This window comes from Spirillospora sp. NPDC049024, assembly GCF_040649235.1.
GTDB lineage: Bacteria > Actinomycetota > Actinomycetes > Streptosporangiales > Streptosporangiaceae > Spirillospora.
Genome location: NZ_JBEZFD010000005.1, coordinates 32354 through 56441, shown reverse-complemented (window position 1 = coordinate 56441; position 24088 = coordinate 32354). Strand labels below are relative to the sequence as shown.

The following is a 24088-nucleotide window of genomic DNA, read 5'->3' as shown; positions in this document are numbered from 1 at the left end:
TCAGGGGTCGCGGCGCAGGACGATGAGGGCGACGTCGTCCTCGCGGTGGCCGAACTCGGCGATGATGCGGTCGCTGTAGGCCTCCAGGTCGTCGTCCACGTCCGTGGCGATGGTCCTGAGGCGTTCGAGGTTGGCGGTCAGGGGGACGGAGCGGTCCTCGATCAGCCCGTCGGTGATGAGGACGACGGTGCCGCCCGGCGGGACGGTCGCCTCCTCCAGGCGGAGCCGCTCGGCGGGGAAGCCGAGCAGCAGGCCGCCGCGGGAGCCGTACTCGGCGCGTCCGCCGGCGATGTGGAGGGGCGGGAGGTGGCCCGCGTTGGCCACCTGGAGCCGTCCCGTCCGCGGGTCCAGGGACATCAGGCACACCGTGGCGGTCTGGTCGTCGTGGTAGCGCTGCATCACGGTGTTGAGCAGCCGGAGGATGGCGGCGATGCCGTGGCCCTCCGCGGCGAAGGCGCGCATCGCGTGCCGCAGTTCGGCCATGACGGTGGCCGCGTGCAGGGAGTGCCCCTGGACGTCGCCGATCGCCACCAGGACGTCCCCGTCGCGGTGGATGACGTCGTAGAAGTCGCCGCCGACCTCGGCCTGGTCGCTGGCCGGCTCGTAGCGGACGCTGAACGCCCAGCCGGGCATGGCCGGGTGGACGGCGGGCAGCAGGCTGCGCTGCAGGGTCAGCGAGATCAGGTGCTCCTCGGTGTAGGAGCGCAGCGCCTCCATCGCCAGGGCCACCGACTGCCCGAGCTGCCGCAGGAGGTGGGCGGAGTCCTCGTCGGACGCGCCGCGGGCCTCGATCGCCACGCCGATCGCGGGGCGGTCGCGCTTGACCCGCGAGGTGACCAGGAGGACGTCGCCCTTGGAGGCGCTGTCGGGCAGCATCTCCCGCCACCGCGCCTCCGGCACGCTGACGATGCGGGTGCCGGTGTCGTCGGCGAGGCCGGCGAGTTCGGCCAGCCGCGCGGGCACGTCGGTGGCGCAGGGCCGGTTCCACGAGTCGCCGCCCAGGTGGACGGTCCGTCGCACCTGTCCGTCCGGCGGGTGGACGAACACGGCCGCGGGCACCCCGAAGATGTCGAAGGCGCCGCGCGCCCCCACCGCCGCGAGCCCGTCGAAGGTCTGGGCGGCGTTGATCGCCAGCGAGGTGCGGGTGAAGGCCGCCAGCCGCTCGGCGATGCGCTCGGCGCGCCGCCGGGCCTGGTAGTAGCGCAGGACCGCCTCGGCGGTGGCGATGAACTCGCTCGGGTCGATGGGGTCGGTCATGTAGGCGTCGGCGCCGCGCCGCAGCCCGCGGGTGCGGTCGGTGGTGTCGACGGCCGTGGCGGAGATGTGGATGACGGGCAGCGACGCCGTGGCGGGGGCGGCCTTGATCTGCTCGCAGACCTCCATGCCGTTCGCGTCGGGCAGCCGGACGTCCAGGACGACCAGGTCGACCTGGTGCTCGGCGAGCCGTTCCCAGCACTGCGCGGCGGTGGCCGCCTCCACGACGGTGTGGCCGGCGCGGCGCAGCCAGCTGCCGATGATGTAGCGCTTGGTCTCGTTGTCGTCGACGACCAGGGCGGTCCCGGTCGGTATGGAGTCGGTCATGGCGTTCGGGCCGTTCGTCGTGCTCGGGCCCGTGCCACCGCGTCGGCGAGCATGACCTGTGCGAGCTGGGCCTGGGCGAGGACGGCGTCGACCCGTTCCGGCCGCGTCCCGTCCGAGGGGGCCGCGTCTGACGAGGCGACCAGCACGACGGCGGTGGCGGGCGGCAGCGCGGCCGGCTCGCCGACCGCGTCGGCGCAGGAGATGTCGGGGCCGAGCACGATCAGGTCGGGCGGGTCGGAGGAGGCGGCGATGTCGCGGACGGCCTCCGGGCCGCCGACCTCGGTGACGCGTTCGGCGGCGTCGCCCAGCATGTCGCGCAGCGTCCGCCGCATGGCGTCGCGCCCGTCGGCGATCAGTACGTGGGAGATGCCGAGTTCGGCCAGGCTCTCGTACGGGGGGACGCGCAGCGTCACCGTGGTTCCCACGCCGACCTCGCTCTCCAGCGACAGGCCGCCGCCGAGGGCCTGGGCGAGGCGGCGGGAGTAGGTGAGCCCGAGTCCCGTCCCCCCGGGCTTGCCGCCGGGCACCTGGTAGAACTCCTCGAAGACGCGCTCCTGCTCGCCGGGCGGGATCCCCACGCCCGTGTCGGCGATGACGAACTCCAGGTGCTCGGGGGTGCGCCGGGTCGTCAGGCGCACCTCGCCCTCGTCGGTGAACTTGAGCCCGTTGGCCACCAGGTTGCGCAGGATGCGGGTCAGCATGACCTCGTCGGTGACCATGGTGAGGGCCCCGGCCTCGGCGGCGTCCACCCGCAGCCGCACCCCCGACTGGTCGGCCATGGGCGTCATCAGGTCCGCGAGCTGCCGCAGCACCGAGGACACCTCGACGAAGCCGCGGCGCGGCGCGAGCCTGCCCTGCTCGGCCTTGGCCATGTCCAGCAGCTCGTTCACCAGCGACAGCAGCGTCTCGCCGGCCCCGGCGATCAGCGAGACCTGGTGCCGCTGCTCCTCGGTGAGGGGTTCGGCGGCGGGGTCGAGGAGCAGCCGGGCCAGGCCGATGACGCCGTTGACGGGGGTGCGCAGCTCGTGGCTGATGTTGGCCCAGAAGCGGTTCTTGGCCTCGCCCGCCTCGCGGAGCTGGTCGGACTTCTCCTCCAGTTCGGCGTACAGCGCCACCACGCCCCGGTTGGTCTCCTCCAACTCGGTGGACAGCTCGTTGTAGAGGGCCATCACGCCCTGGTTGGTCTCCTCCAGCTCGCTGTTCAGCGAGCGGAGTTCCTCGCTCTGCCGCCGTACGTCCTCCAGCGTCCGCACCAGCTCGGCGTTCTGGGTCCGCAGCTCCTCCAGGGCGGTGGCGGGCTGGAGGCGCCCCAGCCGCGCCCGGAGGTCGGTCAGCGTCGGGCCGGCCACCGCGGCGGCGTCCGCGGGCAGGCCCTTGGCGAGCCGGACGACCCGCCGCGGTCCCGTCCCCGCCTCCTCGACGAGGTCCAGGAGGCGTGCGGCCGCGGCGTCGCCCTGCTTCGGACGTCCGGCGCCCCGCGCGGCCTCGTACTCCATCTCGATCACCAGCCGCGGCGCCGGCCCCCGCTCCAGGCAGAAGACGACCGCGACCGTGCCCGAGTGGGCGACGAGCTCACGGCCGAGCTCGCTGAGCGCGGTGGCGACCCGAACCTGGTCCTGGAAGTCCAGCCGGACGGCGGCGGCGACGTGCCGGCCCGCCTGCCGGAGGGCGAAGACGCCCTCGTCGTCGGCCACCCGCAACCGCAGCAGCTCCTCCGCCACGGGCTCACCGCCGCCCGGGGGTCGTGACGGCGAGGACGCAGCGGTCGTCATGCCGCACTCCGGCGGACCGCAGCAGGTCCGCGGCGATCAGCAGCGGCCCGCGGGAGGGCGTGGGCAGGCCCGCGGCGTCCCACTTGTCGGTCAGCCCGTCGGAGTGCATCACCACCGCGGCGCCCCGCGGCAGCGCGTAGGTGTGCTCGCGCATCGTCCTGGTCTTCGCGCCGGCGATGCCCGGCACCGAGATCATGCCGTGCCGGCGGTCGGGACCGAGGATCCATCCGGCGACGTTGCCCAGCCCGGCGTAGTGCACCACGTCCGCCGCCGGGTCCACCGACGCCACCGCGACCGCGCCGCCCCGGGTCGCGCCGAGCCGCTGGTGCACCTGCCGCAGCAGGTCGATGGGACGCGCCGGGAGCACGGCCTCGCGCATCGCCCTGACGGCCTCCTGGGCGGCCCGCGCCGCCATCGGCCCGTGCCCGAGGCCGTCGCAGAGCATGGCGTAGACCGTCCCGCCGTCCAGCCGCGCGGCGAAGGCGTCGCCGCACTCCCGCTCCCCGTCGATCGGCCGGGTCAGGCCGGCGAAGGGCGGCGCGGGCGCCGGGGAGGCGCCCTTGCCGCCGGACGGCGAGAACCCGGCGTACAGGACGGTCCCGGCGCCCGGGAGCGAGTGCACGCCGGTGCGGTCGGCGAGCCGCTCGATCGAGCCGAGCCCCAGGCCGAGCGTGCCGGACGTGGAGTGGCCGTCCAGGCGGGAGGCGCGGACATCGGCCATCCCGGGCCCGCGGTCCAGGCACACCATCTCCAGCGCGGCGTCCTCCCCCGTCCGGACGATCCGTACGAGGATCTCTCCCTGCACCGCATGCTTGGCGAGGTTGGAGGCCGCCTCGGTCACCGCGAGCTGGATCTGGCCGAGACGCTCCCCGGCGAAGCCGAGCCGTTCGGCCAGGCGGACGGCCTGGCGCCGCGCGCCGGCCGCCGCACTGGGCTCCTCGGCACGGAGCCACACCGCGTCGTCGGAGGGCGGGCTGGTCATCCATCCGGTGCCGGTCAGCGGATCCACTTGGTCACCGTCACCGTGGTGCCCTTCCCGACCTCGGTCTCCAGTTCGAACTCGTCGGCCAGGCGCCGCGCGCCCGGCAGGCCCAGGCCGAGGCCGCCTCCGCTGGTCCATCCCTCGGTCAGCGCCTGCGCCACGTCGGGGATCCCCCCGCCCTCGTCGGTGAACACGAGCCGCACGCCGGCGCGTCCCCGCGCGTTGACGACGGACTCCACGCGCGCCGTGCCGCCTCCGCCGTGCACGAAGGTGTTGCGGGCCAGCTCGCTCGCCGCCGTGACGATCTTGGTCTGGTCGACCAGCGACATCCCGGCCGACGCGGCGGCGGTCCGCACGAGCTGCCGCACGCGGACCACGTCGTCGTTGGAGGCGATGGGAAGGGAGTCGCCCGCCGGAGTCGTCACGGCCCGTCCACGGCGCCCGGGCCGACGGACGGCAGCGGTGCGCCGAGGAGCCGCATGCCCTTCTCCAGGTCCAGGGCGGTGCGCACGCCGCCCAGCGACAGCCCGAGCTCGACCAGGGTGATCGCCACCGCGGGACGCATGCCGACGACCACCGTCTCGGCGTCCATCAGCCGCGACATCGAGGCGATGGTGGCGAACATCCTGCCGATGAAGGAGTCGACGATGTCCACCGCGGTGATGTCGATGATCACCCCTCGTGCGCCCGTCTTGACGATGCGGTCGGCCAGGTCCTCCTGGAGGGCCAGGACGCTCTGGTCCTGCAGGTCGATCTGGATCGACACCAGCAGGACGTCACCGATCTTGAGAATCGGCACCCGCTCCATCAAGCACCAGCCCCGGCGACGACCCGGGTCCCGCTGCGCTCCAGCGCCCACGCCAGGGCGTCGGCCAGCGACGCCTTCGTCGGGATGTCGCCGAACTCGATCCCGAGCGCCACGATGGTCTGGGCGATCTGCGGCCGGATGCCGGAGATCACGCACTCGGTGCCCATCAGCCTGGCCGCCATGACCGTCTTCAGCAGGTGCTGGGCCACCTCGGTGTCCACGGCCGGCACCCCGGTGATGTCGATCACCGCGAACTGCGAGCCGGTCTCCACCAGGCGCTCCAGCAGGGTCTCCATCACCACCTGCGTGCGCGCCGAGTCGAGCGTGCCCACCAGGGGCACCCCGAGGATGCCCTCCCACAGCTTCACGACCGGGGTGGACAGTTCGAGCAGCTGCTCCATCTGGTCGGCGATGACCTGCTCGCGCGCGGCGGCATAGGTCTCGAAGGTCACCAGCCCCAGGTCGTCGATCTGGGCCGAGAACCCCGCGAACTCGCTGTAGGCCGCCACGTCCCCGACGGTGCCGACCTGCTCCAGGACCGCCTGCTTGAGCGCGAAGACGCTCACCGCGGTCTCGCTGGGGCTGAACCCCTGCCGGGCCCGGGTGCGCGAGATCTCCGTCAGGGCGGCCCGGAGTTCCCCGGCCGCCTCGCTCTCCCCGCCGGCCGACCTCTCGATCAGCCCGTACAGCTCGGAGAGCTCGGTCCTGAGTTCACTCTCCGTGATCCGGCCGCGCACGCCCGCGACGGCCAGCTCGACCCACCGGTCAAGGACGGCGTCCCGCCGGGAGCGCAGCAGCTCCGGAAGATGCGCGTCGCCTGTTCCCTTGCTCAAAAGCCGTGCTCCCTCTCTGACCGCCGGGTCCTCTTCGGCACGCGAGTGCCTGCGGGAAGGCTACCGCCCATAACAGAGAGAAACGGACTTTTCGCCATGATCATCCACGGTCGGCGCGAATCGGCTCCGAGTGGGGGCGGCGCCGGACGGGCGGAACGCGCACCCGGACCCGACTCGTCGGTAACCCGGCGCCGCCAGGTCTCCGGCAGTGACGGAGCGTGAACGTCAGGTCGCGCCTCGCCCGTGCGGGCGGGGCCCCGCCTCTTCTCCGGCCGCCGAGCGGGCCGCGGGCCGCTCAGGCCGCACACCATGGATGAAAATCCAATATCCCCGTCTGGGACTAGATGTAGCTCCATGGATAGCCCTGCCCGGTCGGTGGTGTGCTTGCCCGCATGGTGACGACGGAACGGACGATGGTGCCTGCCGGAGAAGGCCGGGCGGTGCGGGTGGGCGCCGGGCGGCGGGTACGGGTGGTGGACGTCGAGGGCGGGCAGGTCGGCGACCTGTTCGCGTTCGCCGCGGACGATCCGCGCGAGCATCTGAGCGCCGCGCACACCCGGAGCGTGACGAGCCGGCTCTTCCCCCAGGTGGGCGAGTCGTTCGTCACCGACCGCCGGCGGCCGATCCTGGCGCTGGTGGACGACACCTCGCCGGGGACGCACGACATGCTGATCGCCGCCTGCGACCCGGCGCGGTACGAGGCCCTCGGGGTGCCCGGGCACGCCTCGTGCGCGGGGAACCTGGAATCGGCGCTGGCGGCGCTGGGGCCGGCCGGGACGGTACCGGCCGTCGCCGTCACCCCGCAGCCGGTCAACGTGTTCATGCGGATTCCGGTGGAGGAGTCCGGGCGGCTGCGGTGGCTGGCGGCAGAGAGCCGGCCGGGGGACGCGATCACCTTCGAGGCGCTCATGGACTGCGTGGTCGTGGTGTCGGCGTGCCCGCAGGACCTGAACCCCATCAACGGCGACGGACCGACCCCGCTGGCGATCGACGTCCTGTGAGGCGGACCGGCCCGGAGCCGGTCCGCGCACTCATTGAACAAGTGCACGCGATGAACGGGTGCACGGCAGGAACGAGAAGGAGAGCGAAGATGACCGTCACGACCGCGCATCCCGCGCTTGAGCCGGGACTCGTCGGCGGACTGCGGACGTCCAACCGAATGGTGGTGGCGCCGATGACGCGGGTGTCGGCCGCGCCGGACGGCACGCCCACGCCCGAGATCGCGGAGTACTACGCGGACTTCGCCCGCGGCGGCTTCGGGCTGATCATCACCGAGGGGGTCTACACCGACGCCGCCTACAGCCAGGGCTACCTCAACCAGCCGGGCCTTGTGTCGGAGCGCCACACGGCCGCCTGGCGCGAGGTCACCACCGGTGTGCACGAGGCCGGGGGCTCCATCGTGGCCCAGTTGATGCACGCGGGCGCGCTGTCGCAGGGCAACCCCTACCGCGACGACACCGCTGGGCCGTCGGCGGTCGTGCCGCAGGGGGTCAAGATGCCCGAGTACGGCGGGCACGGGCCGTGGCCGGCGCCGAAGGAGATGAGCACGGCCGACATCAAGGAGGCCGTGGACGGCTTCGTCGCCGCGGCGGTGAACGCCAGGCAGGCCGGGTTCGACGGTGTGGAGGTCCACGGGGCCAACGGCTACCTGCTGGACCAGTTCCTCACCGACTACACCAACCTGCGCGAGGACTCCTACGGCGGGACGGTGGCCGACCGCGTGCGCCTCATGGCGGAGGTCGTCGCGGCGATCCGCGCGGAGGTGGGGCCGGACTGGTGCGTCGGGGTCCGGGTGTCCCAGACCAAGGTGAACGACTTCCGGTACCGGTGGCCGGGCGGCGCCCACGACGCTGAGGTGATCTTCGCCGCGCTGACCGAGGCGGGCGCGACCTACCTGCACGTCGCGAGCGAGGGGCGGAACTGGCTCGACTCCGCGCAGCTGGAGCGGGGGCTCACCGTCACCGGCCTGGCCCGCCGGGTCAGCGGCCTGCCGGTGATCGCCAACGGCGGGATGCACGACCCGGACCTGTCGGCGCAGGTCCTGGCGGACGGGCACGCCGACCTGGTGTCGATCGCCAGGGGCGCCCTGGTGCACCCCGACCTGCCGCGCCGCCTCGCCGAGGGCCGGGAGCCGGAGCGCTTCGACCATGCGATGCTGTCGCCGATGGTCACCCTGGACAACGTCCGGCGCTGGCGGCTGGCGGCCCGTGCGGACGCCTGATCCGGCGGGCGGAGACGGCGAGAGGGGCGGGGGCATGAGCGGAGGCTGGCACGGCGGGGCCGCCGCGGTGGTGGCGCTGGGCTTCGACGTGGACGCCGAGACGCCGGTCCTCGCCCAGGGCGGCCGGTACGCCGCGCACGCGAGCACCATGTCGCACCAGGCCTACGGACCGGACGTGGGGCTGCCCCGCATCCTGGACCTGCTGGACGAGATGGAGGTCCCGGCGACGTTCTTCGTGCCGGGCTGGGTGGCCGAGCAGCGTCCGGGGCTGGCCGCCTCCGTCGTCGAGCGCGGTCACGAGGTGGCGCACCACTCCTACTCCCACCGCCCGCCCACCTCGCTGTCCCCGCAGGAGGAGCGCGCGGACTTCGAGCGCGCCCTGGAGGTGTTCGACCGGCAGGGCATCGAGATCGCCGGGCACCGGGCGGCGCTGTGGGAGGCGTCCTGGACGACGGCGGAACTGGTCGCCGAGCACGGGCTGCGCTACGACTCGTCCCTGATGGGCGACGACCGGCCGTACCGGGTGCCGACCGGGGCGGGCGAGATCGTCGAGCTGCCGGTGCACTGGTCGCTGGACGACTGGGAGCAGTACGCCTACCTGCCGGAGCCGCACGTCGGCGCGGTGATCGAGTCGCCGCGCAAGGTGCTGGAGCTGTGGCGCGCGGAGCTGGACGGCATGCGGCGGTACCGGTGCCTGTTCAACCTCTGCGTGCACCCGTTCCTGTCCGGGCGCCCGGGCCGGGCGCTGGCCCTGCGCCAGTTCATCGAGTACGCGCGGGAGTGCGGCGACGTGGCGTTCGCCCGCTGCCGGGACGTGGCGGAGGCGGCGTTCGCCGACCCGGACGTCCGGCCGCGCCCGCATCGTCCGCCGCGGGTGGACCCGGACGTCCACCCGCACTGACCGCCCGCCCGCAGGTCAGGCCATGTCGGCGGCCTGGAGGGCCAGGAAGAGGTCGACGCGGTCGGCGGTGCGGGAGGTGTCGCGGCCAGTCAGCTCGGCGATCTTGGCGAGCCGGTTCCGCAGCGTGTTGACGTGCACCCGGAGGGCGGCGGCGGTGGCCTGCCAGTGCCCGTCGTGGTCGAGGAAGGCGCGCAGCGTGGCCTCAAGCTCGCCGCCCCGCCTGGCGTCGTGCTCGCGGATGGGGGCGAGCACGCCGTCGGCGAGGGTCCGCAGGGCCGCGGCGTTCTGCGTCCCGAGCAGGAGCCGGTGGGGGCCGAGCTCGGCGAAGGTCCGGACGGCGGGCCCTGCGCCGCCGCGCCGCAGGGTCCGGCAGACCTCGCGCGCCCTGATGAGCGGTTCGCGCAGCGCCGCCGGCCCCCGGACGGTCCCGCCGAGCCCCACGACGGCGCGGCGGCCGGGGAACCGCTCCCCCACCGCGGCGGCGAGCCGCTCGGCGAGGGGCGCCGCCTCCCGCTCGCCGTGCCGCCACGACAGGACCGCCACCACGTCCTGCGATCCGGCCGCCACCACCACCGGGACGCCGGCGGCGGCGAAGAACTCGCCGACCACCTCCGCCAGCCCGGGCAGGGTGGCCTCCGGGCCCGCGAACGCCGTCGTCCACACCGCGAGCGGCCCGTCCGGGTCCACCCCGAAGGCGCGCAGCCGGCCGGGCACCTCGGCGTCGCGGCTGCCGCCCGACAGCACCATCTCCAGCAGCTCGCTGGCGAACCGCAGCTCGATCGCCTGCACGGCCTGCTGCTTGGCGACCTCCAGGCTGAGGAAGCGCGCCGCCTGGTCGAGCGCGTCCTGCTCGACGCGGGTCAGCTCGCTCACCGGCCGCAGGCAGATCAGCGCCGCGTCGACGTCGCCGACCGCCCCGACCAGGTACAGCGCGGCCCGTCCTGCGGGACCGAGATCCAGCTCCAGCGGCGGCGGGCGGCGGGTCAGCCCGGTGGCGACCGTGTGGAGCTGGGCGGCGTCCAGGTCGGCGCCGGCCGAGGCGAGCAGCCGGCCCATCCGGTCGATGACGGCGAGCGGGAGCTCGTGGTCGCGGCGCAGCACCTGCAGGACGCCCGACGCGCCCGCGCCCCGGGAGATCGCCGTGGCCAGCGCGTCCCCGCGCCGGACCATGCCGACGAGCGCGCCCTGGCGCTCCTCGGTGTAGCGGGTGGCGACCGCCTCGGAGATCGCGGTGAACGGGACGTCCGCCGCGATCTCCAGCAGGGGCACGCCCGCGGCGCGGCAGGCGGTGACCAGCTCCCCCGGCGTGGTGCGGCGCTCCGGACGCAGGCCGAACACGATGCCCGCCGCCTGGGCCCGCTGGACGTTGGCGACGAACCCGGAGGCCTCGATCCGGTCGTCCCACAGGCCGTTGGTCAGCACCAGCTCGCGCCGCCGCACGTAGCCCGAGGGGTCGGGCAGCTCGGTGTTGTGGACCCAGGCGACCGGTTCCTCAAGGGCCCCCTCAGGGCCCGGGACCAGAACGGTGAGGCCGAGCGACTCGTCCTCCAGCAGGGACGCCAGCGTGAACACCCTGTGAACCTATCCAGCCATCGCGGTCAATGCTAGAGGTTTCTCTACTTCTGGACGGAACGGCGCGGTGCTTTGGTGTGCTGTACGTCACGGACGGAGGAACCATGTCCAGCAATCAATCCGCACACCAGAGCCTTTCAGCCGAACCGGTTCGCTTGGAAGAACCGGTTCGCTTCGACGAACACGGCATCGAGCCGATCCCGGCCTCCTCCCGCGACTCCACGCCGTGGCAGCAGTTCTGGATCTGGTGCGGGGCCAACATCGCACCGATCAACTGGGTGCTCGGCGCGCTGGGCATCACGCTCGGCCTGAGCCTGCTGGAGACCCTGGTGGTCGTCGCGCTCGGCAACCTGGTCGGCTGCGCGGTCTTCGGGCTGTTCAACGTCATCGGCCACCGCACCGGCGTCAACCAGATGGTGCTCGGCCGCGGGCCGTTCGGCCGGCGCGGCGCCATCGTCCCCGGCCTGGTGCAGGGGCTGCTGACCATGGGCTGGGTCGGCGTCAACACCTGGGTGGTGCTGGACCTGGTGATCGAGATCCTCGCCCAGATGGGGGTGCACGGCGGCACCGGGCTCCGCTACCTGGTGGCCGGGCTCATCATGGCCGCCCAGCTCGTCCTGGCCCTCTACGGCTTCTACGCGATCCGCACGTTCGAGAAGTACACCGTCCCGGCGACGGTGCTGGTCATGGTCGTCATGACCGGGCTGGCCCTGGGGCAGGCCGACCTCCACTGGACGACCGCGACCGCCGCGACGCCGGGCGACAAGTTCACCGCCGTGACCCAGCTGCTCACCGCCATCGGCATCGGCTGGGGCATCAGCTGGCTGCCCTACTCCGCCGACTACAGCCGCTTCGTGCGCCCGCGGTCCTCGGACCGGTCGGTGTTCTGGTCCACCGCGCTCGGGATGTACGTCCCCACCGTGTGGCTGGCCGCGCTCGGCGCGTGCCTGGCGAGCGCGGGCGACGGCGGCGACCCGTCCAGCCTGGTGACCGGCACGTTCGGCGTGATGGCCGTGCCCGTGCTGCTGCTGATCATGCACGGTCCCGTGGCGACCAACATCCTGAACCTGTACTCGTGCTCGCTCGCCGCACTGTCGGTCGGCATCCGGGTCGCCCGGTGGAAGGTGACGCTGGTGGCCGGGGCGGTGGCGTCCGCGGTGCTGGCGGTCTTCCTCCACGCCAGTAGCTTCGCCCAGGCCTTCGACCACTGGATGGCGTCCATCCTGGTCTGGATCAGCCCGTGGGCGGCCATCGTCCTGGTGGACTTCTTCGTGCTGCGGCGCGGCCGGATCGACGTGGCCACCCTCTACAAGGACGGCGGCGCGAACGCCCGGGCCCTGGTCAGCCTGGCCCTGGGGCTGGTGGCGGCATGGGCGTGGCAGTTCGGCATGGTGCCCGCGCTCCAGGGGCCGATCGCGCGGACGCTGGGGCACACCGACTTCTCCTGGCTCTCGGGCGGCCTGGTCGCGGGCGGGCTGTACTACGCGCTGGCCCGGCGCGCCTACCGGCAGGCGCCTCCCGCCCCGGCCCTGGCCGAGGAGGTCTCCTGACAGAGGTCTGAGGGGACCACTCCTTTGGTCCCCGGTCCTGCACAGCCCACGGTGAGCCGCCGAGACCATCACGGTCGGCGGCTCACCGTGCGCATACCGTCGAAACCGACCCATCCTCGACGCGCCATCCATGTCTCCCGCACGCCACGTTGTCGCATGGCGACCCGTCGGGGGCGGGAATGAACCAGGCGTCCCCGCTCGTGGAAATACCGCTCGCCCGCCTCTAATATCGAACATATGATCGAATGAGCGGGAACCCTTCGAGCAGGGACCGGCGCGGACCCCCGGGCCGGCAGGACCTTCGACGTACAGGACCTTCGACGTAAGGCGGACATGCCGATGGCGTTCTCCCCCGAGGTGCTCCCAGCCGCCGTCCAAGCGCTCAGCGGCGCGCCGGCCCGTCACCAACCCGTCATCATGATCACTTGCGCCCCGGACGGGCGGCCCCGGGTCTGCGTCCCGGACTGGGGCGAACTCCGCGTCGTCGGCGACCGGCACCTGCGCATGGCGGTCTGGCCCTCCGGTCCCACCGCGGCCGACCTGGACCGCGACCCGTCCGTCCTGCTGATCGTCACCGCCCTGTCCGAGGTCTACCTCGTCGACGCCGCGGCCCGCCGGCTGGAGAACGCCGCCATGGTGTGGGCGCACTACGAGCTCACGATCACATCGGCGCGGACCGCCGACCGCGGCACCGTCCCGGCGTCGCCGCCTTTCAGCGACGACGTCCCGGAGGAGTACCTGACCCAGCGCCCGCCGAGGACGGCCTCCGCGTTCGGAGGGAACGCCGTCGCGCGCAGACCCCGCCATCACCAGCCACCCCAGCGATCACCTTGGGCCCGCCCTCCGGACCCCGAGCCGAAGACCCCCCACCGCCGCACCGAACGCGCCCACCCCTAGGCGGAAGCGGCGATCTCCGTGGAAGCCGGCACCTCTCGGGATGCGCGGGACTAGTCTGCTGATCTTGATGACACATCCCATCGGACAGGCCGAGATGGAACTGGGGGGCCGGTACCGCCTGGAGGCGCTCATCGGCCGCGGCGGCATGGGCGAGGTCTGGCGCGGATCCGACCGGCGCCTGCGCCGCCCGGTGGCCGTGAAGATCCTTTCGCTGGACGCGGGGACGGACGGGACCGCGGTGGCGCGGCTGCGGCGCGAGGCCGAGACGGCGGGAACGCTGCAGCATCCGGCCGTCACCGTCGTGTTCGACATCGGCGAGCAGCCCCACCCCGGCGTTCCCGGCGGGCACCTGGTCTACCTGGTGATGGAGCTGCTGGAGGGCCGCGACCTGCGCACCGTCCTCGGCGTCGCGCCCGGCGGCCTGCCGGTTCCGCAGGCGGTGTCGCTGGCCTCGCAGGTCGCCGAGGGGCTGGCCGTCGCGCACGCGCGCGGCGTGGTGCACCGCGACGTCAAACCGGCGAACCTGTTCGTCCTGCCGGACGGCCGCGTGAAGATCTGCGACTTCGGCATCGCGTGGCTGGCCGACACCACCACCCGGCTGACCGTCGACGGCGGCACGATCGGCACGCCCCGGTACATGGCGCCCGAGCAGTTCGGCGGGGCGGTCGGCCCGCGCACCGACCTGTACTCGCTGGGCTGCGTCCTGTACGAGCTGCTGACCGGTGCGCCGCCGTTCACCGGCGGGGGCGGCATGGCGCAGCTGATGTACCAGCATCTGAACGCCGCGCCCGCGCCCCTGCCCGGCTCGGTGCCCGCGGAGCTGCGCGCGCTGGTCGCCGACCTGCTCGCCAAGGATCCGGAGGCCCGCCCGGCCGACGCCGCGACGGTCGCGCGGCGGCTGCGCGCGGTCGGCGCCGAGCCCGAAGGACCGCCGCCGATGCCGCCGATGCCGCTTGGAGCGGGGACGGGAACGGGTGCGCCGGTGACGCGGGTCTCCGTGCCCGACGAGGCGACCCGGACCGACGGCGGGCGGCGCCCCGGGGGCAGAGGCCTCAAGGCAGCGGCGGCGGTCGGGGCCGCGGCGGTGGTCGCGGCGGCGGGCACCGCGTTCGCGGTCGCCTCCAACGGCGGCTCGGACCCGTCCCCACCGCCTCGTTCCAGCACCCCGTCCACGCCGAGCGGCACCGCGACCACCCCGACGAACGATGGCTGGCAGGTGGTCGTGTCGAAGGAGCGAGGGGTGGCCTACGAGGTGCCGTCCACCTGGACGGCGGGGTCCTCCGGCTACGAGATGGCGTACTTCGGCGCGGCGGAGCAGCCGATCATCGGGGCGGCGAGCATCGCCTACATCAAGCAGGAGAACGGGGACGGGGACGGCTGCTACCTCGCCCTCGCCGGCGTGCGCGGCGGCACGGGCGGGATCGTCGGCGCCGCGCAGGGCCAGGCCGGCGCGCTGGCCCGGGAGGCCGAGAAGCAGGCGCGCCAATGGGCCCGGGGCGCGTTCAGCGTGCAGGGCAGGCCCCCGGTCCTGGACGCGGGCGCGCACCGGACCCTCGCCCTCGCGGGAGGCGTCCAGGCCCAGCTCCACACGTTCACGGTCCGGTCGGTGGCCGGCGCGACCGAGTGCAACGCCGCCAGAGGCGGGGCCCGCGTCCACGTCCTGACGGCCGCGTCGCGGATCCCCGGACGCAACGGCGGACCGTTCGCGTTCTCCGTCCTGACCGGCCCGGGCATCAAGTTCGCCGACCAGGACGTGGTCGAGAGGATCCTCCGCAGCGTCCGGCCGCTGGCGTAGCGGCCGTCGGGACCTCCTGCGGCGATTTACACGAGCCGGTACGCCAGGGCGCGCTCCAGCCGCTCCTGGGCGCGGGCCGCCTGCCGGGCGCGGTAGGCGATCGGCATGTGACATCCTCTCCGCCCTACGGTCTCCGCCCGGGTACATCCACGGCTGACCCCGGGCGCGACCGGCCCCCGCGGCTACGCGCCGACCGCGGCGCGGAACCCCTCCCGCCAGCTCGGGTAGCGCGGCTCCCAGCCGAGCTCCTTCTTCGCCTTCTCGTTCGAGACGCCCCGCGCGCTGGTCATCTTGGACACGATGAACTCGCCGGCGAGCAGGCGCCCGAGCCAGGCCGGCACCCGCATCGGCGGCTTCGCGCCCGCCACCTCGGCGAGGTAGGGCAGCCACTCCGCGACCGGCGCCGGGTCGTCGTCGGCGATGTTGTACGCCCCCGGCGCGCCGCCCTCGATCGCCGCGAGCGTCGCGGACGCGGCGTCGGCGGTGTCGACGAACGACCAGACCCCCTGCCCGCCGCCGACCACCGGCATCTGCCGCTTCCGCACCATCTCCACCATGGAGTCCGAGGCGCCGGGCCCGTAGAAGGTGCCGTACCGCAGCACGATCCCCTCCGGCGACCTGAGCCGCACGGTCTCGTCCACGTACTTGATCGCCGCCACCGTCCGCGCGGCGGACGGGACGGGCCGCGTCTCGACCTCGTCGTCCTCGGTCTTCACCGGGCCGCCGGAATGCGCGTACAGGAAGTTGTGGCCCTGCGCGACGACCCTGCGGACGCCCGCGGCCTCCGCGGCCTCCAGCAGGTTGTCGGTGCCCCGGGTCCGGAGCTCGTTGGTCGCGGCGAACTCCCGGTCGACCTTGCGCAGGCTCCCCATGTCCGCCAGCGCCGTCATCTGGTGGACGATCACGTCCGGCGCCGCGGCCCGCACCGCCGCGACCACGGCGTCGCGGTCAAGTCCGTCCAGGACGACCGCCTCCGCGCCCGTCCCGCGCAGGGCCGCCGCCTTGACGGGCGTCCTGGTGGTGGCGGTGACCTCGTGGCCCGCGGCGAGCAGTCCGGGGACGAGGTGGCGTCCCAGCGCCCCGGTGGCTCCCGTGACGAAAACTCGCATGCTCTCGTTCCTTCCCTTATGTGCTCCTCCCCGATAGACGACCCGTCCATACGGGTCTGTGACATCCCTGCGCCGCCTTTTTCGTGGTCGGGGGGCGGGCGGGCGCGCGGAAGAGGTGATGATTGCGGCCGTCCTGACCGGGCAGGGCACGGCCGTGAGCACGAGCGCACTGGTCGTCATCGACATGCTGAACCCGTACGAGCACGAGGACGCGGACGCGTTGATCGAGAGCGTGCAGGAGGTGGTGGACCCCCTGCGGGGGCTGCTGGAGAAGGCCAGACGCCGGGACGACGTGCGCGTCCTGTACGTCAACGACAACTACGGCGACTTCTCGGCCGACCGGAAGGACCTCATCGACCGCGCGTTGAAGGGGCGGCGGCCCGACCTGATCGAGCCCATCGTCCCGGAGCCCGGCTGCGGGTTCATGTCCAAGGTCAGGCACAGCGCCTTCTACGGCACCGCGCTGGAGTACCTGCTGTCCCGCGAGAAGGTGGAGCAGGTCGTGCTCACCGGCCAGGTCACCGAGCAGTGCATCCTCTACAGCGCCCTGGACGCCTACGTCCGGCACTTCCGGCTCAGGGTGGTCGAGGACGCGGTCGCGCACATCGACGCGGACCTCGGCGACGCCGCGCTGCGCATGATGGAGTCGAACATGCGCGCCGAGATCGTCACCGCCGACCGCTGCTTCTGAGGCCCGGTACGCGGAACGCCCCGCCGTACGGGCGGGGCGTTCGCGCTTTCGAGCCGGGTCAGCGGACGTCGACGAAGTCGTCCAGGGACTTCTGGCGGTCGAAGTTGCTCGTGCCGGGGAAGTAGGCGCGCCAGTAGCCGTCCCGCTGCGCGGCGGTGGCGCCGGCGGCGGTGAGCACACCGGCTGCCAGGCCCAGCGCGACGGCGCCGGAAACGAATCTGGGAGGCATCGACGTACCGTCCTGTCCTGTTCTGAGACGCGGACGATCAAGCCAGTGACTCCTGACATGCTCCATGGGATTTGCCGGACGGCGCGTTCCAGGGGCTTGCGGAGCGGCGGGCCGATGGTTACGGTGCATTCGGGTTTTATAGGAAAGTTTCCTATCAGATCACCGCACGACCGACTCGGGGTTCGGGGGATTCCCGCTCGTCCACGTCTCCTTCCCGGGAGTGACATTGCGAAGAAGAAGGCTTCTCCCCGGTTTCCTGCTCACCGCCCTCTGCTCCCTCGTCCTCGCCCTGCTCGTCCCCGTCCAGGCCGGCGCCGCCGCCTCGGTGACGGCGACCTTCACCAAGGCCTCCGACTGGGGCTCGGGTTACGAGGCCAAGTACACGATCAAGAACGAGACCGCCTCCGCCGTCAGCGGTTGGAAGGTCGAGTTCGACCTGCCTTCCGGCTCCTCGGTCGGGACCTACTGGGACGCGCTGCTCACCACGTCCGGGCAGCACGCCGCGTTCGCCAACCGTGAGTACAACGGCAGCGTGGCCGCCGGGGCGAGCGTCTCGTTCGGCTTCATCGTCAACGGGGCCGGGACGCCGCAGAACTGCACCGTCAACGGCGCCTCCTGCACAGGGGGCGGCACGCCTCCGCCCGGCACGCCCTCCGCACCCGGCGCGCCGACCGTGACGTCCAGGACCGACACCTCGCTGACGCTGTCGTGGTCGGCCTCCTCCGGCACCGTCACCGGCTACCGCGTCTACGAGGGCACCGCCGTCAGGGCGACCGCCACCGGGACCGGCGCCACCATCGGCGGGCTGACCGCCTGCTCGGAGCACACCTACACGGTGAAGGCGTACAACTCCGCGGGCGAGTCCGCGGCGAGCGGCCCGGTCACGGCCACCACGACCGGCTGCACGGAGCCGCCGCCCGCGAGTCGGCGCGCCGCGCCCTACCTGTACATGGGCTGGGGCGACCCGCCGAGCCCGTCCACCGTCATGAGCGCCACCGGGATCAAGTGGTTCACGATGGCGTTCATCCTCTCCAGCGGCGGCTGCAACCCCGGATGGGACGGGCAGCGCCCGCTCAAGGGCGGCGTGGACGAGCAGGCGATCGCGCAGATCCGCGCGGCCGGCGGCGACGTGCTGCCGTCCGTCGGCGGCTGGTCGGGCAACAAGCTCGGCCCGAACTGCTCCACGCCCGAGGCGCTGGCCGGCGCGTACCAGAAGGTCATCGACGCCCACGGGCTCAAGGCCATCGACATCGACATCGAGAACAGCGACGAGTTCGAGAACGCGGCGGTCCAGGACCGCGTCCTCGGCGCACTGAAGATCCTCAAGCGGAACAACCCGGGCCTGCAGACGATCCTGACGTTCGGCACGACCACCACCGGGCCGAACTACTGGGGCAAGCGGCTCATCGGCCAGGCCGCGGCGCTGCAGGCGGACGTGGACGTGTTCACGATCATGCCGTTCGACTTCGGGGGCGGCGCGGACATGTACGGCAGCACCGTCAACGCGTCCGAGGGCCTCAAGGCGGAGCTGAAGTCGGCGTTCGGATGGTCGGACGCCACCGCCTACTCGCACATGGGGATCTCCGGCATGAACGGCCTGTCCGACCAGCAGGAGCTGACCTCGACCGCGACCTGGACGAAGATCCGCGACTGGGCGGGGTCCAAGGGCCTGGCCAGGCTGGCATTCTGGTCGGTCAACCGGGACCGGCCCTGCCCGGGCGGCGGCGTGGCCGAGAACTGCAGCGGCACCGACCAGCAGCCCTGGGAGTTCACCAAGATCACCGCCGGTTTCTGACCGGCCCCTCCGGCGGCCCGCGTCCCGGCTCGGGGCGCGGGCCGCGCCGGCGTCCGGCCGCGCCCGCATCGCGGCCGCCCGGCTAGACTTGCCTCATTTGTTGACTTAAATGATTCGCGTTTGTGAGGGAAGGTTCGGCGCCATGACCGCGTCCCAGACCCCGTCCACCGCCGAGGAGCTGCGCGGTGCCGGCCTGCGGGTGACGGCCGCCCGCGTGGCCCTGCTGGAGACCGTCCGGGCGGGCGACCACCTCGGCGTCGAGGCGCTGGCCGCGGGCGTGCGCGACCGCGTGGGCCACATCTCCCTCCAGGCGGTGTACGAGGCGCTCCACGCGCTCACCGCGGCGGGCCTGGTCCGCCGGATCGAACCGGCCGGGAGCCCGGCCCGGTTCGAGGGGCGCGTCGGCGACAACCACCACCACCTGGTGTGCCGCGCCTGCGGCGCGATCAGGGACGTCGACTGCGCCGTGGGGCACCCGCCCTGCCTCGACCCGGTGGACGACGCCGGATACCTGGTCGACGAGGCCGACGTCACGTTCTGGGGCCTGTGCCCGGCGTGCCGGACGGACGCCGGCTGACCCTGCCGCACCCGGAACCCGGAACCCGCGTCCCGCGTCCCGCGTCCCGCGTCCCGCGTCCCCGCGCACGGCCCGAAAGGCGTCCGGGCCGACCGCCGCGGCGGCCGGCCCGGACGTCCCGGATGTTCCCGATCAGGTGAGGTCGTACCGGTCCAGGTTCATGACCTTGTCCCACGCGGCGACGAAGTCCTGGACGAACTTCTCGCCCGCGTCGTCGCTCGCGTAGACCTCCGCGACGGCGCGCAGCTCGGAGTTCGCGCCGAAGACGAGGTCGGCGCGGCTCCCGGTCCACCGGAGGTTGCCGGACGCGTCGCGGCCCTCGAACGTCTCGGAGGTCGCGGAGTCCTCGCCCGTCGCCTTCCACACCGTGCCCATGTCGAGCAGGTTGACGAAGAAGTCGTTGGTCAGCGACCCCGGGGTGTCGGTCAGGACGCCGAGCGACGACCCGTCGTAGTTGGCCCCGATGGCGCGCAGGCCGCCGACGAGGACGGTCATCTCGGGCGCGGTCAGCGTGAGCAGGTTCGCCCTGTCGATCAGGAGGAACTCGCCCGGCAGCATGTTGCCCTTCTGGAGGAAGTTGCGGAAGCCGTCGTGCGTCGGCTCCATCACCTCGAAGGACTCGACGTCGGTCTCCTCCTGGGAGGCGTCGGTGCGGCCCGGCGTGAAGGGCACCTCGACGTCGTACCCGGCGGCCTTGGCGGCCTGCTCGACCCCGGCGCACCCGCCGAGCACGATCAGGTCGGCGATGGAGACGCGCTTGCCGCCGGTCTGCTCGGCGTTGAACGCCTCCTGGACCTGCTCCAGGGTGCGCAGCACCTGCCGCAGTTCGTCGGGGTTGTTGACCTCCCAGCTGCGCTGCGGCTCCAGCCGGATGCGGGCGCCGTTGGCGCCGCCGCGCTTGTCGGTGCCCCGGAACGAGGCGGCCGACGCCCACGCGGTGGTGACGAGCTGCGAGACCGACAGCCCGGAGTCCAGCAGCCGGCGCTTGAGCTCCGCCACGTCATCGGCGCCGACGAGCTCGTGGTCCACCGCCGGGACCGGGTCCTGCCAGATCAGCGTCTCGGACGGGATCTCCGGGCCGAGGTAGCGCGTGACCGGGCCCATGTCGCGGTGGGTCAGCTTGAACCACGCGCGGGCGAACGCGTCGGCGAACTCGTCCGGGTTCTCCATGAAGCGCCGCGAGATCGGCTCGTAGATCGGGTCGAAGCGCAGCGAGAGGTCGGTCGTCAGCATCATCGGCTGGCGGTTCAGCGTGCCGTCCTCCGGGTCGGGGACGGTGTTCGCCCCGGCGCCGTTCTTCGGCCGCCACTGGTTCGCCCCGGCGGGGCTCTTGGTCAGCTCCCACTCGTACCCGAACAGGACCTCGAAGAAGCTGTTGTCCCACTTGGTCGGGGTCGGCGTCCAGGTGACCTCCAGGCCGCTGGTGTAGGAGTCGCGGCCCTTGCCGGTGCCGTGCGTGCCCTTCCAGCCGAGGCCCATGTCCTCCAGCGGGGCGGCCTCGGGCTCGACGCCGATGCTGTCGGCCGGGGCCGCGCCGTGCGTCTTGCCGAAGGTGTGGCCGCCGGCGATCAGCGCGACGGTCTCCTCGTCGTTCATCGCCATGCGGGCGAACGTCTCGCGGATGTCGCGCGCCGCGGCGACCGGGTCCGGGTTGCCGTTCGGGCCCTCCGGGTTGACGTAGATGAGGCCCATCTGCACCGCGGCCAGGGGCTTCTCCAGCTCGCGCTCGCCGCTGTAGCGCTCGTCGTCGAGCCAGGCGGTCTCGGGGCCCCAGAAGACGTCCTCCTCGGCCTCCCAGGCGTCCCGGCGTCCGCCGGCGAAGCCGAAGGTCTTCAGGCCCATCGTCTCCAGGGCGACGTTGCCGGCCAGGATCATCAGGTCGGCCCACGAGATCTTGCGGCCGTACTTCTTCTTGACCGGCCACAGCACGCGGCGGGCCTTGTCGAGGCTCGCGTTGTCCGGCCAGCTGTTGAGCGGCGCGAAGCGCTGCTGGCCCGCGCCGGCGCCGCCGCGGCCGTCGCTGACGCGGTAGGTGCCCGCGCTGTGCCACGCCATGCGGATGATCAGCGGCCCGTAGTTGCCGAAGTCGGCGGGCCACCAGTCCTGCGAGTCCGTGAGCACGCGCGCGATGTCCTGCTTCACGGCGGGGAGGTCGAGGCTCTCGAACGCCTCGGCGTAGTTGAAGTCCTCGCCCAGCGGGTTGGCCATGGGCGGGTTCTTGGCGAGCAGCTTCAGGTTGAGGCGTTCCGGCCACCAGCGGTTGTTGCCGCCGCCCTGGGTCGGGTGGGCGGCGCGCTCGTGGGCGACCGGGCAACCGCCTGCGGCGGCTTCGTTGTTCTCAGACATGTGATTCCTTCCAGGACGACCGTGGGTGGATCAGGAACTCTCGGCGGTTGAGCAGTCGGGGCACAGGCCCCAGTAGACGACCTCGGCCTCGTCGATCAGGTAGCCGCGGTCGTCGGACGCCGTCAGGCAGGGGGCCTCCCCCACGGCGCAGTCGACGTCGGCGATGGCCCCGCACGAGCGGCACACGACGTGGTGGTGGTTGTCTCCGATCCGCGACTCGTAGCGGGCCACGGAACCGGACGGCTGGATGCGCCGCAGCAGGCCCGCCGCCGTCAGCGCGCGCAGCGAGTCGTAGACGGCCTGGTGGGACACCTTCGGAAGTTCCTCGCGCACGGCGCCGATGACCGACTCGGTGTCGGTGTGCGGGTGCGCGTGCACGGCGCTCAGCACCGCCAGCCGCGGGCGGGTCGCGCGCAGGGCGGCCGCACGCAGCATCTCGTGGAAGTCCAAGGAGCCGGCCACGCCCCCAGCCTGCCCTCTTATCTGGAATGAGTCAAGATATTGAATGAACCATGTTCAGAGGTGTATCGATTCTTTACCCCATGCCAGGAGGACGGATTTCCGAGCGTAGATCGGCGGCGGCGGCCGGTCACCTGGCGATGTTCGCCGTCGATCGCCGCCCGTTCCGGCGAGAGTTGCCGATTTCGAAGATCGCCGGAGCTGGTTCGGTGCGCGAGCTGGGGTGATCCCCCTGCCACGGTCCAGCACTCCCGCGAGGGTCTTGCCCGCGCCGCGGGCACTGGCTACCTTGGCCCTAAATAGATAGGAAACCTTCCTATCCAATACGTGAACGATCTCGGGGTTCGGGGGAATCCGCCAGCCTTTCCGCACCGATGGAGTGAGCCCTTGCGCCCCCGCTCTGCTCTCAGCGCCCTCGCCGCCCTGCTCCTCGTCCTCGCCATCGCGCCCGGCGCCCGCGCCGCCGCGCCGGGCGCCGCCACCGCCACCTTCAGCAAGCCCTCCGACTGGGGCTCCGGATGGGAGGGACGGTTCACCCTCACCAACGGCACCGACACGGCGATCAACGGGTGGCGGGTCGAGTTCGACCTGCCCTCGGGGACGTCCGTCGGGTCCTACTGGGACGCGCTCCTCACCAAGGACGGCCAGCACAGCACTTTCCAGAACCGCGACTACAACGCCGTCGTCCCGCCCGGCGGGTCGGTGACGTTCGGGTTCCTGGGGAACGGTCCCGGAAGCCCACAGAACTGCACGTTCAACGGGAAGCCCTGCGAGGGCGGCGGGACGACCGATCCCCCGGGCGGGCTCGGCGCCCCCGGCACGCCCGCCGTCACCGCGCGGACCGACACCTCGCTGACGCTGGCCTGGCAGGCCGGCAGCGGGACGCCCGCCGGGTACCGCGTCTACGAGGGCTCCGACCTGAAGGCGACCGTCAGCGGCACCACCGCCACCATCGGCGGCCTCGCCGCGTGCTCCACGCACAGCTACACGGTCAAGGCCTACGACGACAAGGGCGAGTCGCCCGCCAGCGCGGCCGTCACCGGGACGACCAGCGGATGCGCGACCGGCCCGCTGCCCAAGCACTTCCTGACCGGCTACTGGCACAACTTCGTCAACCCGGCGCAGGAGCTCAGGCTCTCCCAGGTCCCCGACCAGTACGACCTGGTCGCCGTGTCGTTCGGCGAGGCCACCGCCCGGTCCGGCGAGGTCGCGTTCCGGGTCGACCCCGAGCTGTCCACCGCCCTCGGCGGGTACACCGACGCGCAGCTCAAGGCCGACATCGCCGGCCTGCACGCCAAGGGCAGGAAGGTCATCCTGTCGGTGGGCGGCGAGAAGGGCGCCATCCGCGTCGCCGACGGCGCCTCGGCGCAGCTCTTCGCCGACTCGATCGCCGGGCTCATGACGCAGTACGGGTTCGACGGGGTCGACATCGACCTGGAGAACGGCCTCAACCCGACCTATATGGAGCAGGCGCTGCGGGCGCTGCGCGCCAGGGCCGGCGCCGACCTGATCATCACGATGGCGCCGCAGACGATCGACATGCAGTCGACCGGCGGGTCGTACTTCCAGCTCGCGCTGAAGATCAAGGACATCCTCACCGTCGTCCACATGCAGTACTACAACTCGGGCGCGATGCTCGGCTGCGACCAGAAGGTGTACGGGCAGGGAACGGTCGACTTCATCACCGCGCTGGCCTGCATCCAGCTGGAGAACGGGCTGCGCCCCGACCAGGTCTCGCTCGGGCTCCCGGCCGGGCCGGGCGCGGCGGGCGGCGGCGTCGTGGCGCCGTCGGTCGTCAACAACGCGCTCGACTGCCTTGCCAAGGGCACCGGTTGCGGCACGTTCAAGCCGTCCCGGACCTACCCCGACATCCGCGGCGCGATGACGTGGTCCGTCAACTGGGACGTGACCAACGGCGGCGGCTTCGCCGGGACCGTCGGCCCGCACCTGGACACCCTGCCGTAGGGAGC

At 72.8% G+C, this 24088-nt stretch carries 21 protein-coding genes; 10 read left to right on the top strand and 11 right to left on the bottom strand.

Annotated elements, in window-relative coordinates:
• The 6 genes from AB0C21_RS10740 to AB0C21_RS10715 are packed head-to-tail and all read right to left on the bottom strand — an operon-like array spanning position 1 to position 5976.
• Positions 1 to 1581 carry a SpoIIE family protein phosphatase gene (locus AB0C21_RS10740; protein ID WP_500203795.1) on the bottom strand — a complete coding sequence of 527 codons (1581 nt, stop codon included), beginning with the start codon at positions 1579 to 1581 and terminating at the stop codon, positions 1 to 3.
• Entirely contained in the window at positions 1578 to 3353 is a 1776-nt protein-coding gene (locus AB0C21_RS10735; RefSeq protein ID WP_500203794.1) for a sensor histidine kinase, read from the bottom strand. Before AB0C21_RS10735 ends, AB0C21_RS10740 begins: the two co-directional genes overlap by 4 nt.
• Entirely contained in the window at positions 3307 to 4362 is a 1056-nt protein-coding gene (locus tag AB0C21_RS10730; protein WP_500203793.1) for an ATP-binding SpoIIE family protein phosphatase, read from the bottom strand. Before AB0C21_RS10730 ends, AB0C21_RS10735 begins: the two co-directional genes overlap by 47 nt.
• Complete coding sequence (locus AB0C21_RS10725) at positions 4350 to 4760, bottom strand: anti-sigma regulatory factor (RefSeq protein WP_149261345.1); 411 nt, start codon at positions 4758 to 4760, stop codon at positions 4350 to 4352. Before AB0C21_RS10725 ends, AB0C21_RS10730 begins: the two co-directional genes overlap by 13 nt.
• The gene (locus AB0C21_RS10720; RefSeq protein WP_353818301.1) at positions 4757 to 5143 is read right to left on the bottom strand and encodes an STAS domain-containing protein; all 387 of its coding nucleotides are present in this window, start codon (positions 5141 to 5143) and stop codon (positions 4757 to 4759) included. Before AB0C21_RS10720 ends, AB0C21_RS10725 begins: the two co-directional genes overlap by 4 nt.
• A complete protein-coding gene (locus AB0C21_RS10715; protein WP_500203792.1) occupies positions 5143 to 5976 on the bottom strand; it encodes an STAS domain-containing protein in 834 nt (277 codons plus the stop codon). The genes AB0C21_RS10720 and AB0C21_RS10715 overlap by 1 nt, the downstream gene beginning before the upstream one ends.
• Positions 5977 to 6368: 392 nt before the next feature.
• Between AB0C21_RS10715 and AB0C21_RS10710 the strand changes: the two genes are divergently transcribed.
• The 3 genes from AB0C21_RS10710 (at position 6369) to AB0C21_RS10700 (ending at position 9098) form a co-directional block, all read left to right on the top strand.
• Complete coding sequence (locus AB0C21_RS10710; protein ID WP_149261344.1) at positions 6369 to 6977, top strand: DUF1989 domain-containing protein; 609 nt, start codon at positions 6369 to 6371, stop codon at positions 6975 to 6977.
• Positions 6978 to 7066: 89 nt separating this feature from the next.
• The gene (locus tag AB0C21_RS10705) at positions 7067 to 8197 is read left to right on the top strand and encodes an oxidoreductase (protein ID WP_500203790.1); all 1131 of its coding nucleotides are present in this window, start codon (positions 7067 to 7069) and stop codon (positions 8195 to 8197) included.
• A 34-nt stretch (positions 8198 to 8231) separates the two neighbouring features.
• Positions 8232 to 9098 carry a polysaccharide deacetylase family protein gene (locus AB0C21_RS10700; RefSeq protein ID WP_500203789.1) on the top strand — a complete coding sequence of 289 codons (867 nt, stop codon included), beginning with the start codon at positions 8232 to 8234 and terminating at the stop codon, positions 9096 to 9098.
• 15 nt (positions 9099 to 9113) lie between these two features.
• Here the strand turns inward: AB0C21_RS10700 and AB0C21_RS10695 are convergent, their stop codons facing one another.
• Positions 9114 to 10670 (bottom strand): PucR family transcriptional regulator, encoded by a 1557-nt coding sequence (locus AB0C21_RS10695; protein WP_500203787.1) that lies wholly within the window; start codon positions 10668 to 10670, stop codon positions 9114 to 9116.
• Positions 10671 to 10825: 155 nt separating this feature from the next.
• Between AB0C21_RS10695 and AB0C21_RS10690 the strand changes: the two genes are divergently transcribed.
• The 3 genes from AB0C21_RS10690 (at position 10826) to AB0C21_RS10680 (ending at position 14912) form a co-directional block, all read left to right on the top strand.
• Positions 10826 to 12220 carry a purine-cytosine permease family protein gene (locus AB0C21_RS10690; RefSeq protein ID WP_500203786.1) on the top strand — a complete coding sequence of 465 codons (1395 nt, stop codon included), beginning with the start codon at positions 10826 to 10828 and terminating at the stop codon, positions 12218 to 12220.
• Between the two features lie 417 nt (positions 12221 to 12637).
• Entirely contained in the window at positions 12638 to 13117 is a 480-nt protein-coding gene (locus AB0C21_RS10685; RefSeq protein ID WP_500203785.1) for a hypothetical protein, read from the top strand.
• A gap of 67 nt (positions 13118 to 13184) precedes the next feature.
• The gene (locus AB0C21_RS10680; RefSeq protein ID WP_500203784.1) at positions 13185 to 14912 is read left to right on the top strand and encodes a serine/threonine-protein kinase; all 1728 of its coding nucleotides are present in this window, start codon (positions 13185 to 13187) and stop codon (positions 14910 to 14912) included.
• A 182-nt stretch (positions 14913 to 15094) separates the two neighbouring features.
• On the opposite strand, the gene AB0C21_RS10675 is transcribed toward AB0C21_RS10680, so the two are convergent.
• Positions 15095 to 16021 (bottom strand): NAD-dependent epimerase/dehydratase family protein, encoded by a 927-nt coding sequence (locus AB0C21_RS10675; protein WP_500203783.1) that lies wholly within the window; start codon positions 16019 to 16021, stop codon positions 15095 to 15097.
• 118 nt (positions 16022 to 16139) lie between these two features.
• On the opposite strand from AB0C21_RS10675, the gene AB0C21_RS10670 reads away from it, so the two are divergent.
• Entirely contained in the window at positions 16140 to 16712 is a 573-nt protein-coding gene (locus AB0C21_RS10670) for a cysteine hydrolase family protein (protein WP_500203782.1), read from the top strand.
• A gap of 58 nt (positions 16713 to 16770) precedes the next feature.
• On the opposite strand, the gene AB0C21_RS10665 is transcribed toward AB0C21_RS10670, so the two are convergent.
• Positions 16771 to 16941 (bottom strand): hypothetical protein, encoded by a 171-nt coding sequence (locus AB0C21_RS10665; RefSeq protein ID WP_500203781.1) that lies wholly within the window; start codon positions 16939 to 16941, stop codon positions 16771 to 16773.
• Between the two features lie 226 nt (positions 16942 to 17167).
• On the opposite strand from AB0C21_RS10665, the gene AB0C21_RS10660 reads away from it, so the two are divergent.
• Complete coding sequence (locus tag AB0C21_RS10660; RefSeq protein ID WP_500203779.1) at positions 17168 to 18736, top strand: cellulose binding domain-containing protein; 1569 nt, start codon at positions 17168 to 17170, stop codon at positions 18734 to 18736.
• Between the two features lie 142 nt (positions 18737 to 18878).
• Complete coding sequence (locus AB0C21_RS10655) at positions 18879 to 19313, top strand: Fur family transcriptional regulator (RefSeq protein ID WP_500203778.1); 435 nt, start codon at positions 18879 to 18881, stop codon at positions 19311 to 19313.
• Between the two features lie 132 nt (positions 19314 to 19445).
• Here the strand turns inward: AB0C21_RS10655 and katG are convergent, their stop codons facing one another.
• Both katG and AB0C21_RS10645 read right to left on the bottom strand, forming a co-directional pair.
• The gene (katG, locus tag AB0C21_RS10650; protein ID WP_500203777.1) at positions 19446 to 21659 is read right to left on the bottom strand and encodes a catalase/peroxidase HPI; all 2214 of its coding nucleotides are present in this window, start codon (positions 21657 to 21659) and stop codon (positions 19446 to 19448) included.
• A 30-nt stretch (positions 21660 to 21689) separates the two neighbouring features.
• A complete protein-coding gene (locus tag AB0C21_RS10645; protein WP_200842112.1) occupies positions 21690 to 22094 on the bottom strand; it encodes a Fur family transcriptional regulator in 405 nt (134 codons plus the stop codon).
• A 411-nt stretch (positions 22095 to 22505) separates the two neighbouring features.
• On the opposite strand from AB0C21_RS10645, the gene AB0C21_RS10640 reads away from it, so the two are divergent.
• Positions 22506 to 24083, top strand: a complete 1578-nt coding sequence (locus AB0C21_RS10640) for a chitinase (RefSeq protein ID WP_500203776.1) — start codon at positions 22506 to 22508, stop codon at positions 24081 to 24083.
• Positions 24084 to 24088 lie beyond the last annotated feature (5 nt).